General features: G+C 49.9%; 11 protein-coding genes. 9 read left to right on the top strand and 2 right to left on the bottom strand.

Annotation, left to right across the window (positions count from 1 at the left end; genetic code table 11):
* The first annotated feature begins 76 nt into the window (after positions 1 to 76).
* The 4 genes from ACXAD6_RS19720 to metH are packed head-to-tail and all read left to right on the top strand — an operon-like array spanning position 77 to position 7,668.
* Positions 77 to 1,192 (top strand): methionine biosynthesis PLP-dependent protein, encoded by a 1,116-nt coding sequence (locus tag ACXAD6_RS19720; RefSeq protein ID WP_474970302.1) that lies wholly within the window; start codon positions 77 to 79, stop codon positions 1,190 to 1,192.
* Positions 1,189 to 2,370 (top strand): cystathionine beta-lyase, encoded by a 1,182-nt coding sequence (gene metC, locus ACXAD6_RS19715; protein WP_474970301.1) that lies wholly within the window; start codon positions 1,189 to 1,191, stop codon positions 2,368 to 2,370. Before ACXAD6_RS19720 ends, metC begins: the two co-directional genes overlap by 4 nt.
* Positions 2,367 to 4,226: a bifunctional homocysteine S-methyltransferase/methylenetetrahydrofolate reductase gene (locus tag ACXAD6_RS19710; RefSeq protein ID WP_474970300.1), complete on the top strand. Its 1,860-nt coding sequence runs from the start codon at positions 2,367 to 2,369 to the stop codon at positions 4,224 to 4,226. The genes metC and ACXAD6_RS19710 overlap by 4 nt, the downstream gene beginning before the upstream one ends.
* Positions 4,207 to 7,668, top strand: a complete 3,462-nt coding sequence (gene metH / locus ACXAD6_RS19705) for a methionine synthase (RefSeq protein WP_474970299.1) — start codon at positions 4,207 to 4,209, stop codon at positions 7,666 to 7,668. The genes ACXAD6_RS19710 and metH overlap by 20 nt, the downstream gene beginning before the upstream one ends.
* Before the next feature lie 140 nt (positions 7,669 to 7,808).
* Here the strand turns inward: metH and ACXAD6_RS19700 are convergent, their stop codons facing one another.
* Positions 7,809 to 8,795, bottom strand: a complete 987-nt coding sequence (locus tag ACXAD6_RS19700; protein WP_474970298.1) for an NAD(P)/FAD-dependent oxidoreductase — start codon at positions 8,793 to 8,795, stop codon at positions 7,809 to 7,811.
* Positions 8,796 to 8,969: 174 nt separating this feature from the next.
* On the opposite strand from ACXAD6_RS19700, the gene ACXAD6_RS19695 reads away from it, so the two are divergent.
* The 5 genes from ACXAD6_RS19695 to ACXAD6_RS19675 all read left to right on the top strand — a co-directional run bounded on the left by ACXAD6_RS19695 (position 8,970) and on the right by ACXAD6_RS19675 (position 15,615).
* Entirely contained in the window at positions 8,970 to 9,308 is a 339-nt protein-coding gene (locus ACXAD6_RS19695; RefSeq protein WP_474970297.1) for a PadR family transcriptional regulator, read from the top strand.
* A complete protein-coding gene (gene chrA / locus ACXAD6_RS19690) occupies positions 9,286 to 10,467 on the top strand; it encodes a chromate efflux transporter (protein ID WP_474970296.1) in 1,182 nt (393 codons plus the stop codon). The genes ACXAD6_RS19695 and chrA overlap by 23 nt, the downstream gene beginning before the upstream one ends.
* A gap of 130 nt (positions 10,468 to 10,597) precedes the next feature.
* On the top strand, positions 10,598 to 13,411 hold the full coding sequence (locus ACXAD6_RS19685; RefSeq protein ID WP_474970295.1) for a sensor domain-containing phosphodiesterase: 2,814 nt from the start codon (positions 10,598 to 10,600) through the stop codon (positions 13,409 to 13,411).
* Between the two features lie 4 nt (positions 13,412 to 13,415).
* Positions 13,416 to 15,047: a thiamine pyrophosphate-binding protein gene (locus ACXAD6_RS19680; RefSeq protein WP_474970294.1), complete on the top strand. Its 1,632-nt coding sequence runs from the start codon at positions 13,416 to 13,418 to the stop codon at positions 15,045 to 15,047.
* Between the two features lie 94 nt (positions 15,048 to 15,141).
* Complete coding sequence (locus ACXAD6_RS19675; RefSeq protein ID WP_474970293.1) at positions 15,142 to 15,615, top strand: PCYCGC motif-containing (lipo)protein; 474 nt, start codon at positions 15,142 to 15,144, stop codon at positions 15,613 to 15,615.
* 185 nt (positions 15,616 to 15,800) lie between these two features.
* Here ACXAD6_RS19675 and ACXAD6_RS19670 read toward each other — a convergent pair whose 3' ends face one another.
* Positions 15,801 to 16,319: an RNA polymerase sigma factor gene (locus tag ACXAD6_RS19670; protein WP_474970292.1), complete on the bottom strand. Its 519-nt coding sequence runs from the start codon at positions 16,317 to 16,319 to the stop codon at positions 15,801 to 15,803.
* Positions 16,320 to 16,323: the final 4 nt, after the last annotated feature.

Genomic DNA, 16,323 nt, shown 5'->3' with positions numbered 1-16,323 from the left:
TTCTTAGAGAAGGCGTCCTTTTTGTTTTCACACTGCTTCCTCTCTTGATCGGTTCATAAACGAAAGGAGTATTTTTATGTGTCACACGGAAACAAAATTCGTCCAGACAGGAAACCAGCGGAACGAACCGTATGGAGCGATCAACCCACCGGTTTACTTTTCCACCCCTTACCGGCACCCAGGGCTCGGGGAATCTACAGGGTTTGATTATACGCGGACGGGCAACCCGACAAGAAAAATCCTGGAAGCCTCCATCGCCGATATCGAAGAAGGTGATGCAGGTTTTGCCTTCAGTTCCGGAATGTCCGCCATCCAGACCGTCCTCTCTCTTTTCCGCGAAGGAGATGAAATTCTCGTATCCGAAGATTTATATGGAGGGACCTACCGCTTATTTGAACATATGAAGGAGCGTTACCGTCTGCAGTTTACCTACCTGGAAAACGAAAAGCTGAATGACCTGCCTTCTTATGTGACCGAACGTACGAAAGCCGTTTACATTGAAACTCCGACAAATCCGCTCATGCACCAAACCGACATCAGGCAGATGGCCGGACTAGCAGAAAAACAAGACCTCCTGCTGATAGTCGACAACACCCTTTATACACCAGTTCTCCAGCAGCCGCTGAAGGAAGGAGCGGACGTCGTCATTCACAGCGCGACGAAATACCTGGCCGGACATAACGATGTTCTGGCCGGACTGCTTGTCAGTAAAGGCGCAGACATCAGCGAAAAGCTCGCTTTTCATCAAAATACATCCGGAGCTGTCCTGTCGCCGTTTGACTCCTGGCTCGTCATGCGCGGCATGAAAACCCTGCCTCTACGAATGAGGCAGCATGAAGGCAACGCGAAAGCCGTCGTTCAATTCTTGGAGGATCATCCATGTGTGAGTGATATTTTCTACCCAGGAAAAGGCGGCATGGTGTCCTTCCGACTAAAGGAAGAAGCCTGGATCGATCCTTTTCTAAGAGGATTGAATTTAATCAGTTTCGCGGAAAGTCTCGGAGGTGTGGAAAGCTTCATCACCTACCCCGCCACCCAGACCCACGCCGATATCCCTGAAGAAGAACGCGTCCGCTACGGCGTGTGCAATAAACTGCTCCGTTTTTCCGTAGGCGTGGAGCACATCGATGATCTTTTGAGAGATCTTCAATCTACTTTGAGTCAATTACCTAAGGAGGAATCCGTCCAATGAATACCCATTCCCTGCAGACCCGCCTGCTTCACAACGACCAGAAGTTCGATCCGCAGACCGGAGCGGTGAGTGTCCCGATCCAACAGGCCTCAACCTTTCACCAACAGGATTTTGACACACCGGGGGATTACGACTACAGCCGGTCGGGAAACCCGACAAGAACAGCGTTGGAAGAGACGATCGCCGGCCTTGAAAACGGCACGAAAGGCTTTGCTTTCGCCTCCGGAATGGCAGCGATTTCCACAGCGTTCATGCTTTTATCCAAAGGGGATCACATCGTTATAACCAAGGACGTATACGGGGGGACTTTCCGAATGATCCACGATGTTCTCCACCGCTTTGGAATCGATCACACCTTTGTTGACATGACCGATCTTCATGAAGTGGCTACAGCCATAAAGCCGAATACGAAGCTGTTATATATTGAAACTCCTTCCAATCCAACACTTGAAATCACTGATATAAGGGCAGTGGCAAAACTCGCCAAAGCGAACAACTGCCTCACCTTTGTCGATAACACCTTTATGACACCAGCCCTGCAGCGTCCGCTCGACCTTGGCGCCGATCTTGTCCTCCATAGTGCAACGAAGTTCATTGCCGGACACAGTGATGTCGTTGCCGGCTTAGCTGTGACCAACAGGGAAGATGTCGCAGAGGCTCTTTCTTTTCTACAGAATTCTTTCGGATCTATTCTGGGCGCACACGATTGCTGGCTCGTGCTCCGCGGCCTGAAGACACTCCACTGCCGAATCACCCAATCATCTCAATCAGCGGCAAAAGTCGCAGAAGCTTTATCCAGTCACCCTCTGGTCGAGCACGTGTACTACCCAGGCTTCCGCTGTCATCCGGGGAATTCCACCCACACGTATCAATCCGACGGGTATGGAGCCGTTCTATCGTTCCGCCTCCGTGACGAGGAGGCGGTCCGCCAATTCACAAAAGCGGTCGAAATTCCGGTGTATGCCGTAAGTCTTGGAGCTGTCGAGTCGATCTTATCGTACCCGGCGCGGATGTCCCATGCCTCCATGCCTAAGGAGGAACGGGCCAAACGCGGCATCACGGACGGACTGCTGCGTTTATCGGTCGGATTGGAAAAGCCGGAGGACCTGATCGCAGACTTTTCGCAGGCTTTGAACCAAATCGAACGGACTACTGAAGACAGGAGGGTGAGTATATGACATTACGTGAAGCCCTCCATAGACAAACACTGGTCGGAGACGGGGCGATGGGGACTCTTCTTTATTCCTACGGGGTCGACCAGTGTTTCGAGGAACTGAACCTTTCGCATCCAGAAGAAGTGAAAAGCGTTCATGACGCTTACGTCCAGGCAGGAGCCGATTTGATTCAAACCAATACGTACGGCGCCAATTACATCAAGCTTGGCCGTTACGGCCTCGAGGATCACGTGAAGGAGATCAATACAGCCGCTGTCCAGCTCGCAAGACATGCCGCCGGCGACAAGGCGTATGTACTCGGAACGGTCGGCGGCATCCGGGGGGTTCAGAAACAAGCTGTTTCTCTTGAGGAAATAAAACGAAGCTTCCGCGAACAACTCTACTGTCTTTTGTTTGAACAAGTGGACGGCCTTCTTTTTGAAACCTTCTATGATCTAGAGGAACTCTCCACCATTCTGTCGATCGCCCGGAAGGAAACAGACCTTCCTCTGATTGCCCAGGTATCGATGCATGAACCCGGGGTGCTGCAGGATGGTACACCACTCCCTGACGCGCTCACTCATCTGGAAAAAATCGGAGCGGACGTGACAGGCATCAACTGCCGTCTCGGCCCGTACCATATGATCCAGTCCTTAGAAGAAGTGCCCTTACCCGAAAAAGCTTTTCTATCGGTCTATCCGAATGCCAGTCTGCCGGCCTTTCAGGATGGCAGACTGGTTTATGCGACAGATCCCTCCTACTTTCAAAAAAGCGCCCGGGCGCTTTACGACCAAGGGGCGCGGATCATCGGCGGGTGCTGCGGCACAACACCGGAGCACATTGAAGCCATCGCATCCAAAGTAAAAGGAAAAGCACCGATCAAAGAAAAGATTGTAGTTGTCCGACAAAAGGCCGAAACAGCCGTCCAATCCACTAAAGATCAACGACCACACCTCCATGAAGCGGCGAAGAAAGGCCGGTCCATCATTGTCGAACTGGATCCCCCGAAAAAGTTGAACATCGATCGTTTTCTTAAAGGGTCCAAAGCGCTTCAGGAAGCTGGTGTTAACTCGATCACCCTTGCGGATAACTCCCTAGCCTCTCCACGAATCAGCAACTCTGTCATGGCTTCGATCATTAAAGAAAAATATGATGTCGATCCACTCGTCCATATCGCCTGCCGGGACCGCAATCTTCTCGGTCTGCAGTCCCACTTGATGGGTCTTCATACACAAGGCATCCGCCAAGTCCTGGCGGTCACCGGCGATCCCACGAAGATCGGGGATTTTCCTGGAGCGACGTCTGTCTATGATTTGTCATCTTTGGATCTCATTCACTATATTAAGCAGATGAACAGAGGCATTTCTTTTTCCGGAAATTCTCTCGGGAACCAAACATCATTCTCAGTCGCTGCAGCCTTTAATCCGAATGTAAGAAATTTGAACCGTGCCGTCGGAAGAATGAAGAAGAAAATTACCTCCGGCGCCGATTACTTTATCAGTCAGCCTGTGTTTAACGAAGAGCAGCTTCTCGAAGTCTATGAAGCGACAAAACAAGTGGAAGCCCCTCTTTACATCGGCATCATGCCGTTGACAAGCGCACGCAATGCTGAATTCCTTCACAATGAAGTGCCCGGCATCACCCTGTCTCCTTCCATACTGGAAAAAATGGAAAAAGCCGGACAGGACCGGAAACAAGCACAGGCCGAGGGCATCAGCATAGCAAAGTCCCTCATCGATACAGCGGTTGACCTGTTTAACGGCATTTACTTGATCACCCCGTTCCTCCGCTACGAGATGACGGTGGAACTAACGAAGTACATTAAACAGAAAACAAAGGAACAGGAAAGGAAGATGTCCGATGGCATCCACATGGTTTGACGAACAACTGAAAAAGAGGATTCTCATTTTGGACGGAGCCATGGGGACGATGCTTCAGGAAGTCGGCCTGAGCCCTGAGGATTTTGGCGGCGAGGACTACGACGGATGCAATGAATATTTGAACCTCACCTGCCCGGAGTTGATTGATACCATCCACACCCGGTATATGGAAGCGGGAGCGGACATTATCGAAACCAACACGTTTGGTGCGACGAGCCTTGTCCTCGATGAATACAATCTCGGTCACCTGGCTGAGGAAATCAATATCAAAGCAGCACAAATCGCTAAAACGGCTGCAGAACGAATGAGCACAGAACATCACCCCCGCTTTGTTGCAGGAGCGATGGGGCCGACGACGAAAACCTTATCCGTCACCGGTGGGACGACATTCGAGCAGCTGGCGGACACCTATGAGGAACAGGCACGCGGATTAATGAGGGGAAACGTCGACCTTCTGTTGTTAGAAACGTCCCAGGATATGCTGAATGTCAAAGCGGCCTATCTCGGGATTACACGAGCCGGTCATGCACTCGGAATCGAGCTGCCCCTTATGATTTCCGGTACGATTGAGCCGATGGGAACGACCCTTGCCGGACAAAGCATAGAAGCCTTTTATTTATCGCTGGAACATATGAATCCGGCTGTCGTCGGGTTGAACTGCGCCACAGGGCCGGAGTTTATGCGGGATCACCTGCGCTCTCTATCGGATCTTGCTGCCACCTCCGTCAGCTGCTACCCCAATGCAGGACTGCCCGATGAAGAAGGACATTATCATGAAACCCCGGCTTCTCTCGCATCTAAAGTGGCAGGTTTTGCTGAAAAAGGATGGTTGAATATTGTCGGCGGCTGCTGTGGCACGACGCCGGATCACATTCGTGCCATAGCGGAAGCCGTCAAAGAGTACACTCCAAGAACCGCCCCGGAAGACCATGCCCACGCACTAGCCGGAATCGAGCCGTTGATTTATGATGACCCCGCTGACCGCCCGATCCTTGTAGGGGAGCGGACGAACGTAATCGGGTCCAGAAAGTTCAAACGGTTGATTGCAGAAGAAAAATACGAGGAAGCGTCGGAAATTGCCCGCGCCCAAGTGAAAAAAGGAGCACAGGTCATCGATATCTGTCTCGCCGACCCGGACCGGGAGGAAATCAAGGATATGGAAGCCTTCATGAAGCAGGTCGTCAATAAGGTGAAGGTGCCTCTGGTAATCGACTCCACGGATTATCACGTCATCCGGAAAGCACTTACCTTTTCCCAGGGGAAAGTGATCATTAACTCCATCAACCTGGAGGATGGTGTAGAGCGCTTCAAAGAGGTGCTTCCCCTAGCTAAGCAGTTCGGAGCGGCACTTGTTGTCGGGACGATTGATGAAACGGGGATGGCCGTTACGGCGGAGCGGAAACTGGAAATCGCCGAACGTTCCTTTGATATTCTCGTAAACGAATACGAAATCAACCCACGTGATATTATTTTTGACCCCCTCGTCTTCCCCGTCGGTACCGGAGATGCGCAGTATATCGGGTCAGCAGAAGCGACAATTGAAGGCATCCGGTTGATGAAGCAGCACCTTCCTCTCTGCCAGACTGTCCTCGGGGTGAGTAATGTATCTTTCGGGCTTCCTCCAGTCGGCCGGGAAGTGCTGAACGCTGTCTATTTGTATCACTGTACAAAAGCGGGTCTCGATTACGCGATTGTGAATACGGAAAAGCTCGAGCGGTACGCCTCGATCGGCGGGGATGAAATCTCCCTCGCCGATGAACTGCTGTTTCATACCAATGACGCAACACTGGCAGATTTCACAGCTTTTTACCGCGGAAAGAAAAAGGAATCCAAAACGCCGACATCAACCATGACTCTTGAGGAGCGGCTCGCTCATTATGTCGTGGAAGGTACGAAGGAAGGGCTGATCCCTGATTTGAACCTCGCCCTCCAACAGTATGACACACCTCTTTCGATTATTAACGGTCCATTAATGACCGGCATGGCTGAAGTCGGCCGCTTGTTCAATGATAACCAGCTGATTGTCGCTGAGGTTCTGCAGAGTGCCGAAGTCATGAAGGCTTCCGTCGCCTACCTTGAGCCGCATATGGAAAAAGGGGATGCTTCCAATAAAAAAGGCAAGGTTCTGCTTGCGACAGTCAAAGGAGATGTTCATGACATCGGCAAAAACCTGGTCGAAATCATCTTAAGCAACAATGGTTTTGAAGTCGTCGACCTCGGAATCAAAGTGACACCCGCAGAGCTGATTCAGCAGATACAGCAAGAAAAACCGAGCATTGTCGGACTCTCCGGTCTTCTTGTGAAGTCTGCCCAGCAGATGGTATTAACCGCTCAGGACTTGAAACAGCAGAACATCCACCTGCCGATTCTTGTCGGCGGCGCTGCCCTGTCGCGGAAGTTCACCCATACAAAAATTTCACCGGAATATGGAGGGCCTGTCTTATATGCCAAGGATGCCATGGACGGGCTGGCTATATCCAATCAATTAAGCAGTGAAGACTCCAGGGAACAGTTTCTGAGTGAACAGGCTGAAAGACAGGCAGCTGCAGTCGAGCGATCGAACCGTCCAGCCCCGGAAAAAAACAGAGGCGGAGGCACAACCACGGCTGTCCGCCCAGTCTCAACGGTTGCTGCAAATGGACCCGTCTACCAGCCACATGACTTTCAGCGGCATTTGATTAGCCGACACCCAGTCGCACACGTTGAACCGTATATCAATAAGCAGATGTTGATTGGACACCACCTCGGATTAAAGGGTAGATTCGAGAAGCTGCTGGCAGAAGGAAATCAAAAAGCCGTCCATTTAAACGAAGTCGTCAATCAACTGCTGACGCAGGCCAAACAAAACAATTGGATCGAACCTTCTGCCTTATACCAGTTTTTCCCCGCGCAGTCCGACGGCGATGATGTCCTGATCTACGACCCCCGGGATCAAACCCGTCTCATGGAACGCTTTACGTTTCCAAGGCAGCAGAAAGAACCGTTCCTCTGCCTGGCAGACTATGTAAGATCCGTTTCAAGCGGAGAGATGGATTATGTCGGTTTTTTCTCAGTTACCGCAGGCAAAGGAATCAGACAGCGGTCCGTGGAACTGAAAAATAACGGCCGGTACCTGGAGAGCCATGCGCTGCAGGCACTGGCTCTGGAGACAGCCGAAGCGCTGGCTGAAAAGATTCACCAGGAAATGCGTGACCGCTGGGGATTCCCGGATGCGACAGACTTTACAATGCAGGAACGATTTTCAGCCAAATATCAGGGACAGCGGTATTCTTTCGGCTACCCGGCGTGTCCAGAGCTTGAAGATCAGAAGAAGCTGTTCCGACTTCTTCAACCAGAGGATATTGGTATTGATCTGACAGAGGAATGCATGATGGAACCGGAAGCTTCCGTAACAGCGATGGTCTTTGCCCATCCGGAAGCCCGTTACTTCAACGTTCATTAAAACGAAGCGGAAAAGCTCTATACCGATATAAAACCCGTACAGAGACCAAGATTTCTGAGTCACTGTACGGGTTTATCCTTTGATTGCCGCGCTCGTCCACGAATGGCCGTTTTTACAGAACAAAAGACCTGTGACGCGAATTATTTGTCATCGCGGTATTTATAAATGACGGTACTGTATACCTGCGTCTTCGCTTTAGGATCCAGGAAAATGGCAGCGCTGTTGATGGCAGCCATTGCTTCATTGAATCCGGAAGCAATCAGCATCGTTTTACTCGGATAGACCACCGCATCCCCTGCTGCGAATACTCCGGGAATATTGGTACACATGTCCGTTTCTACAGGAATCCGTCCTTTATCGGTATGGATTCCCCACTGATCATACACACTTTTCTCCATCTGCAGCCCTTCATAAACGAGAAGGTGATCAAGAGAAAGCTCTGTACCATCGCTCAGAATCACCCCTGTCATCTGTCCGTCTGCCTCTTTCAACTGCTGAACAGTCCGGCCGTACTGGACGTGGACAGAAGATGCCAGCAGTTTTTCCTCATCCTTTTCATAAACAGCTTTAAAGGCGCTGCCCCTATTGATCAGCGTCACTTCATCAGCGGATTCTTCCAGCGCAAGCGCCCAGTCGATTCCGACACGGTTTTCTGATACAACAGCGGTTTTCAGTCCTTTGTACTGTTCCTTATTTTTTATCGTGTAGTGGATCTGTGTGCCATCATAAGCAGCGGCGCCATTCACCTGGAGAGGCTGCATTTGGAAAGTCCCCAGTCCGGAAGCGATCAGGACGGTCCTTGTATAATGAGCGGACCCATCATGGGTCACGAGAAGAAACGTCCCATCTTCCTGTTTCTGAAGGTCTTTTACTTTCGTCCCTGTCACAAGAGCCGGTTGAATGCTCTGTGCCTGTTTTTCCACATTTGCCGCAAGTTCCTCCCCGGAAATCCCGGGAAAACCGCCGACATCATAAATTAGTTTCTCCGGATAAAAGAACGAAACCTTGCCACCTGTTTCCGGCTGGTCTTCCATCACCTTCGTCTTCAGCCCTCTCATCCCACTATAAAAAGCGGCGTACATCCCCGTCGTACCTCCGCCGATAATGGTTACATCATACATTTCCATCTCTGTCACCTTCTCCGCTTCATATATGTTCGTACACGTGTTTACCTCCCATTGTACGGAGGGCGGAAATAGAATGCAAAAGTAAATCTTTTGTAAAGGTTACAGGTATTCCATTGCTTTCTCCAGACCGTTATCGTATTATGATATCGGATTTTGATAATGGAGGTGATCGATGTGCTGAGAGATTTTTTTCTTGGTTCGATTAAGATCCATATCCTCTATCACGCCAGTATAGAACCGATATACGGCGCGTTTCTTATGGAGGAGCTTGCTTCCCACGGTTATGACATCAGCCCGGGGACCCTCTACCCTACGCTCAAGCAGCTGCACAAGGATGAGCTGCTGGAAAAATACGAGGAGAAGGTAGAAGGGAAAATCCGCAAATACTATGTCATTACAAGTAAGGGGCAGCAGATGCTGAAAGAAGGAAAACAGCAGGTCCAGGAACTTGCTGAAGAAATCTTAGGAAAAGATTGGAGGGAAATTTCAGATGAGTCCATCAAAGAAAAGTAACTGGCTGGAAATTCTGCGCACGTCGACAAAACTCGGCTTCACGTCCTTCGGCGGTCCTATCGCGCACCTTGCCTATTTTAAGGACGAATACATCGATCGTAAAAAGTGGCTCGATGATAAAACCTATGCTGATATCATTGCCCTCTGCCAATTTCTCCCCGGCCCGGCAAGCAGTCAGGTAGGGATTGCCATAGGTATGCTGCGCGGAGGGTTCATTGGAGGATTGATTTCCTGGTTCGGTTTTACGATGCCGTCCATTCTGGTTCTTATTCTATTCGCTATGCTTTATCAATCCTTTGACTTGGCAGATGCCGGTTTCATCCACAGCCTTAAAGTCGTTGCCGCAGCTGTCGTCCTGCATGCATTGATGGGCCTTGGTAAAAAGCTGACCCCGGACAAGCCGAGAATTGCGATGGCCCTGGCAGCCGCCTTGATTCTGCTGCTTTATCCATCCGCCTGGATGCAGCTGGTCATCATATTCGCTGCGGGCGTCTTCGGATGGAAGATGTTTTCCGGATTGAATCCATCTAAAATTCAGCCGTTTCCTGTCACCTTTTCTAAAAAAGCAGGAATCGCGTCCCTCAGCATTCTTGTCGGCCTGCTTATTTTCCTGCCTGTGCTGGCCAGGAATACAGACAATCTGTTCATCCAGCTGTTTGATACATTCTTCCGGGTCGGGTCTCTTGTTTTCGGGGGTGGTCATGTCGTCCTTCCGATGCTGGAACGGGAAGTTGTTCCGACCGGGCTTTTATCTGCCAGTGATTTTCTGGCCGGATATGGAATGGCCCAGGCTGTTCCCGGACCTTTGTTCACGTTTTCAAGCTATCTCGGTACGATGATTCAGGGAATACCTGGAGCTGTCGCCGCGACGGCAGGGATTTTCCTTCCGTCTTTCCTGTTTCTTGTAGCCGCGCTCCCGTTCTTGAACGAACTTAGAAAGCGGCCGGCTTTCCAAGGGGTTCTAACAGGCGTCAACGCCAGCGTCGTCGGCATCCTGCTGGCTGCCTTTTATGATCCGGTCCTTAAGAGCTCGATTTTAAGCGGAGAAGATTTCGCTCTCGCCGCCATCCTGTTCTCCCTGCTTCATTTCTTTAAAGTCCCGGCATGGGCCATCGTTATCATCGGGGTTGCTGCCGGAGCTGTGCTCAATATGTTATAGAAACCAGGCACAAAAGACTTTCTTTTGTGCCTTTTATTTTCGATCTTATTCAAAAAACTTTGGATCTTATGCAGGAAGTTCACTATAATAGTCGAACTTTATCAAAAGATGAAACTATGGAGGGAAACGCATGGCTGAAGAGCAAACCAGATATTCTCGACTAGCTCAAATTACCAAGCTGATCAACACCAAGCTGGATTTGCGCGAAGTATTAGAGCATGTAGTAACAGCCATATCAGAAGAAATCATGCGGTGCGATTCCGTGGGGATTTATCTGCCGCGGGAAGACGGCACGTACCAGGGGTATGTAGGAAAACCCAATACCATTAACGGCATGACATTGGATATGCACATTGTCGATCCGGAACAGGATCTGTTAGCCAAAGAAGTGATTGAAACACGGGAAGCAATTTATATTCCAGACACTTCCAAGGATGACCGCCCGGACCAGCGGGCGGTCCAGGCGTTTAAAATCAAATCGCTGCTTGTCGCTCCCATCTCCTATGAAGATGAATTGTATGGACTCGTCTTCTTGTTTGACTACGGGATCCCCATGGATTTGACGGACTCTGAGATTGAAAGTGTCAAAGCCTATATTCACATGGCCGCTGTAGCGCTGCGAAATGCCAACAACCTGACAAGAAAAGAAAAACTGATTTCAGAAAAGCAGCTTCTCCTTAACGTGACACGCGATTTATCTTTGTGCTCTTCGCTGCAGGAAGCTCTTGATAAATGTTTTTATTACCTTGGGGAAGTCCTTGGAAACCAGAACATCGGCGCCCATTTTATCGATCCTGTAGCAGAAGACCGCCTGAAGCCTGCGAGCCTGAACAAAAATAGTGATTGGACCGAGGAAGACTGGATCGCCACTCACCGAAAGACACGGTTCGATCATAAGGAAGACCTGATCTTTCAGGAAGTGATTGAAACGAAAAAGTCCGTGCTTGTCCCGGATGTGTATGAAGATGACCGCGTCAACAAGCACATTTGCAGGGAGTTTGGAATTAAAGGACTGTATATGATTCCTCTTGTATCACTTGGAGAAGTCCTTGGAGCCATCGCCATCGTCAATCTGACTGAAACGAACTTCCGTTTCACCCCCTCTGTCCGCCAGCTCGCTGAATCCATCGTGGATACCACAGCCCCCGTTTTATTCAATCTATTGTATATAGAAAAGCAGGAGGTTATCATCCAGGACCGCACCTCTGAATTAATAGAGAAAAACCGGGAACTGGAGGAAGCTTTCATAGAATTGAAGCAGATCAGCCGCGAAAAGGATTTGATCTTGAATTCAGCGGGCGAAGGGATTTTCGGCATCGATCTTGATGGAAATATCACCTTTGCGAACCCTTCTGCCACCAGTCTGCTCGGTTACGCCGATGAAACCGATGTAGTAGGCTTGTCCTACGCACGGATTTTCAAGTGGGAAGATCCGAGTGTGGACATCCACTCCTTCAAGGATCTCTATCTCTGGAAGGAAACTTACAGCGGGCAGGAGCACTTTTTCATAAAAAAAGACGGCGGATCGTTTCCTGTCGAATATGTCATTACACCTAAGCAGGAAAACGATGAGACCATCGGGTACGTAGTGACCTTCAAAGATGTGACATCACGCAAGCAGATGGAGGAAAAGATCAAGTACCATGCCTATTACGATGTCGTCACCAATATTCCGAACCGTGTCCTGTTCAGAGACAGGCTGAAGCAGGCGCTCAGCTATGCAGAATTAACAGGAAAATCGCTGGCCATTCTGTTTCTGGACCTCGACCGATTCAAGAAAATCAATGATACGTTCGGACACAGCTTCGGGGATATGGTGCTCCAGCAGGCCGCCCAGCGTCTGGAGCATGCCATTCCGAAGGAGGCGACGGTTTCCAGACAGGGAGGCGACGAATTCATCATCCTTCTTCCTAAAATCGACCGGACAGAAGATGCTGTCGCATGCGCAGAGCGGGTACTGGCTTCTTTCGATACGCCCTTTACGATTCAATCCCAGGAAGTAAGCATAAAAACCAGCATCGGTATCAGCTTATATCCGGAGAATGGGGACAATGTCGAATCGCTGATCAAACATGCCGATGTAGCGATGTATAAGGCGAAAGATTACGCAGGTAATCGGTATCAGCTTTTTTCCAATGATATCGAAGAACGTTCGGTTGAACAGATCAAGCTGGAGAATGACTTATTCAAAGCCCTCCAGCGCGGGGAAGAGTTTGAACTGTATTATCAGCCCAAATTCGACGTCCGCTCCGATGAATTGATCGGCACGGAAACACTGATCCGATGGAATCATCCGGAATTCGGTCTGCTTTCCCCCGGCCGGTTCATTCCGCTGGCGGAAGAAACCGGGTTGATTACTGCCCTTGGGGAATGGGTCATCAAAGAATCCTGCCGTCAGATGAAAAAATGGTACGACAAAGGGTGCACGCAGCTCGCCGTCTCCGCCAACCTGTCGCCGCAGCAGTTCCAGCAGACCGATCTTGCGTCCAAGGTAGCTGCTATTCTTAAAGAGACCGGTCTTCCACCACAGCTGCTGGAATTGGAGCTGACCGAAAATTTAATCGTCAACAATACCAATCAAACCCTTAAAACGATCCGGGAACTGAAGGACCTGGGTGTGCAGATATCTATTGATGATTTTGGCACGGGGTATTCCTCTCTCGGCTATTTGAAGGATTTCCCGGTGGATACACTTAAGATTGATAAATCCTTTATTGATCATATGACAACGAATGCGAACAATGCCGCCATCATCAAAACGATCATCACTCTGGCTGACAGTCTGAAACTGAACGTCATTGCAGAAGGGGTCGAGAGCAGAGATCAGGCTGATTTCCTTGCCCGGCACGGGTGCTACTGGATTCAAGGATATTTATACAGCCGCCCTCTTCCTGTATCTGAATTTGAGAAACGGTATGTCCCATCACAATCACAAAGGAGCTAACGAAATGAAATCTGTTCGAGCTGTACTGGATTATTTAGTTTCAGGAAATGTCTCTTATATTTTCGGAATTCCGGCTGGATCGGTGAATGCCTTTTTTGATGAGCTTTATGATACGCCTTCCATTACACCTGTAATTGCTAAGCATGAAGGAGCAGCCTCCTATATGGCCGCAGCCTATGCTAAGTATTCCGGTTCGCTGAGTGTGTGCATCGGAAGCAGTGGACCCGGAGGGACAAACCTGGTGACAGGAGCGGCGAATGCGATGCGGGAGCACCTACCTGTCCTGTTTCTCACCGGAGCTGTCCCTGTGGATACGGTCGGATTGAACGCGTCCCAGGAACTGCATGCGGACCCTCTGTATCAGTCGGTTACAAAATACAGCCAGCGTGTGGACCGGGCAGAGGACCTGCTTCCAGAAATTCATAAAGCGGTGGAAATTGCCCTGACCGGTGTTCCAGGCCCTGTGCATATCGCTATGCCGATCGACGTTCAGCTTTCATCCGTTATGCCCCCCGCTCTTCCGGCTTTTCCTGAACGCGTCCCCCTTCTTCCCGATGATGATAAAATCCAGGAAACGGCTGAAAAACTCGCCGGAACGAGTGGATTCATCTTCGCCGGCCAAGGGATCCGAGGGGCTGTCGAAGACGTACTGGAACTGGCTGAAACACTGGAATGGCCGATTATCACGACCCCTCAGGCGAAGGGATTCATCCCGGATGATCATCCGCTTCTGAAAGGGATATTCGGATTTGCCGGGCACGAAGAGGCTTCCGCATTCATTCATTCGAATGCAGCTGAAACCATCCTTGTGCTTGGGTCGAGCCTCGGAGAAACGGCTACGAACAACTGGAATCCCAATCTGGCCGCCAACCGTACGCTTATCCAGGTTGATTACGATGCTACGGTTTTCAACCGGAAGTATCCGGTAGACATGGCTGTACACGGGGATATCAATGTGACGGTATCTTCTTTGATTACAGCTTTGAACCAGCTTGGACACAGACAGAAACGAATGCCTGCCTTCCCACAGCGCTCACAGGAAATCACATCGGAGTATAACTCCCGGAACGTGCTGCTCTCCCTGCAGAAGCTCCTCCCTTTGAATACGCGCTATACAGTGGATATCGGAGAATTCATGGCTTATGTCGTTCACTATATGAACGTCCGTTCCACAGATTCTTTTGATATCAATGTCCATTTCGGAGCAATGGGAAGCGGCATCGGCAGTGCCATCGGTGCCAAGCTTGCAGAGCCGGAAAGACCTGTAGTAAGCCTTACCGGAGATGGCTGCTTCTTCATGCACGGGATGGAACTGCTGACAGCCAAAGAATACCACATCCCCGTATTGTTTATCGTGATGAATAATGCACGGCTCGGCATGGTCCATCACGGGCATACGCTGCAGTATAAGCGTGCGCATGAGCGGTTTGGTCAGGAAGCGGTCAATATTACGGCTATGGCCGCTTCTCTTGGTGTGCCGTCCGTTTCCGTCCATTCCATGGAAGATGTGAATGAAGAAACACTCGGAGAGGTTTTGAACAGCAGCGGACCAGCTGTTCTTGAGATTTCCCTTGTGGATGACAATGTCCCGCCTATGGGCGATAGAGTCAAATTCCTTTCTTCTTTCGGAAAATAAATCTATAAACGTCTGTCATTTTTTTGAAAACGATTGAATCTTTCCTGCGCCCTCTTTATGATAGAGATAATCTATATAAAGAGGGTGCTTTGTTTTGCTGAAAAATGTACTCATCGTGGGTATACTCGTATCCGGACTGTCCCTCACAGGATGTGGAGCATCGGAAAGTGAAGAGAGTCATGTTGAACATGCGAACGGAGATCTACGTGAAGAAACGGCTTCAGCGGATGTCCTCCCAGACTTCATGGACGGAAAACCTGAAAATGTCCAGAACATCTACCTGGCTGCTGCCCAGCACCGCGATCTGCTTGAAAACATCCCTTGTTACTGTGGCTGCGGAGAAAGCGCCGGCCATAAAGATAATTACGACTGCTTCGTTCATGAAAATCATGACGACGGCAAGATCATGTGGGATGACCACGGAACGAAATGCGGGGTCTGCCTTGAAATTGCTGCCTCTTCCATCAACGATTATCAGCAGGGGAAATCAATCAAGGACATCCGTGCAGATATTGATGAAGCATATGAAAACGGGTATGCAGAACCTACTCCAACCCCTGCTCTTTAATCAGATCGTTTTAAAATGAACGACAAAGGCCGCCCCGGAAACCGGGGCGGCCTTTGTTTATTCAGAAACAGCATATGGTACTCAGAGAGCGTCCGAGGTCACCCAATGATCCGGACTTATGGGGATAATAGAAAAGCACAGGTTCCTCTACAAGCTGAAGGGAGTCCATCTTCAGAACAAATCTTTCATGCCGTCTTTTCCACCGGCTTCTTCTGTTCGAATTTCTGTTTTAACTGTTTACGACCGCGGTGCAGTCTCGACTTCACCGCGCTCTGGGTTATGTTCAGAAGGTCCGCAATTTCCTTCTCCTTCATGCTGTACTGAAAGCTTAACTGAAGAACCTCCCTTATTTTAGGGGATAATAAGCCGATGGATGATAGGATCTCCTCCTCAAGCTGATGCCGTTCACACGTTGCTTCAACGAGAGAGCCCTGTTGACATAAAGAATCGGGCAGCGGGAAATGTTCAAGCGATACTACAACGGCACGCCGCTCTTTTCTCAGCAGATCGACCGCTTTTCTTGCGGCAATCGTCGACAACCAGGCCCCTGCTTTTTCCTCATCCGTCAGTTCATCCAGTTTGTGATAGGCTTTCAAGTACGTTTCCTGCACCACATCTTCAGCAAGGCTGTAGTTATTCACCACTTTATATGCAGAGAAAAAGACCCGCCGGTGATAACGCTCATAAAGTTCATAAATATCCATCCGG

This window comes from Halobacillus sp. ABH2_015, assembly GCF_056158945.1.
Note: the sequence above shows the minus strand (reverse complement) of the source record. Positions and strands in the feature narration are given on the sequence as shown.

Coding starts and splice junctions, on each gene's coding strand:
- ACXAD6_RS19680 (WP_474970294.1), top strand. CDS start 13,416: ATGAAATCTGTTCGAGCTGTACTGGATTATTTAGTTTCAGGAAATGTC.
- ACXAD6_RS19710 (WP_474970300.1), top strand. CDS start 2,367: ATGACATTACGTGAAGCCCTCCATAGACAAACACTGGTCGGAGACGGG.
- ACXAD6_RS19720 (WP_474970302.1), top strand. CDS start 77: ATGTGTCACACGGAAACAAAATTCGTCCAGACAGGAAACCAGCGGAAC.
- metC (WP_474970301.1), top strand. CDS start 1,189: ATGAATACCCATTCCCTGCAGACCCGCCTGCTTCACAACGACCAGAAG.
- ACXAD6_RS19685 (WP_474970295.1), top strand. CDS start 10,598: ATGGCTGAAGAGCAAACCAGATATTCTCGACTAGCTCAAATTACCAAG.
- ACXAD6_RS19670 (WP_474970292.1), bottom strand. CDS start 16,319: ATGGATATTTATGAACTTTATGAGCGTTATCACCGGCGGGTCTTTTTC.
- metH (WP_474970299.1), top strand. CDS start 4,207: ATGGCATCCACATGGTTTGACGAACAACTGAAAAAGAGGATTCTCATT.
- chrA (WP_474970296.1), top strand. CDS start 9,286: ATGAGTCCATCAAAGAAAAGTAACTGGCTGGAAATTCTGCGCACGTCG.
- ACXAD6_RS19700 (WP_474970298.1), bottom strand. CDS start 8,795: ATGGAAATGTATGATGTAACCATTATCGGCGGAGGTACGACGGGGATG.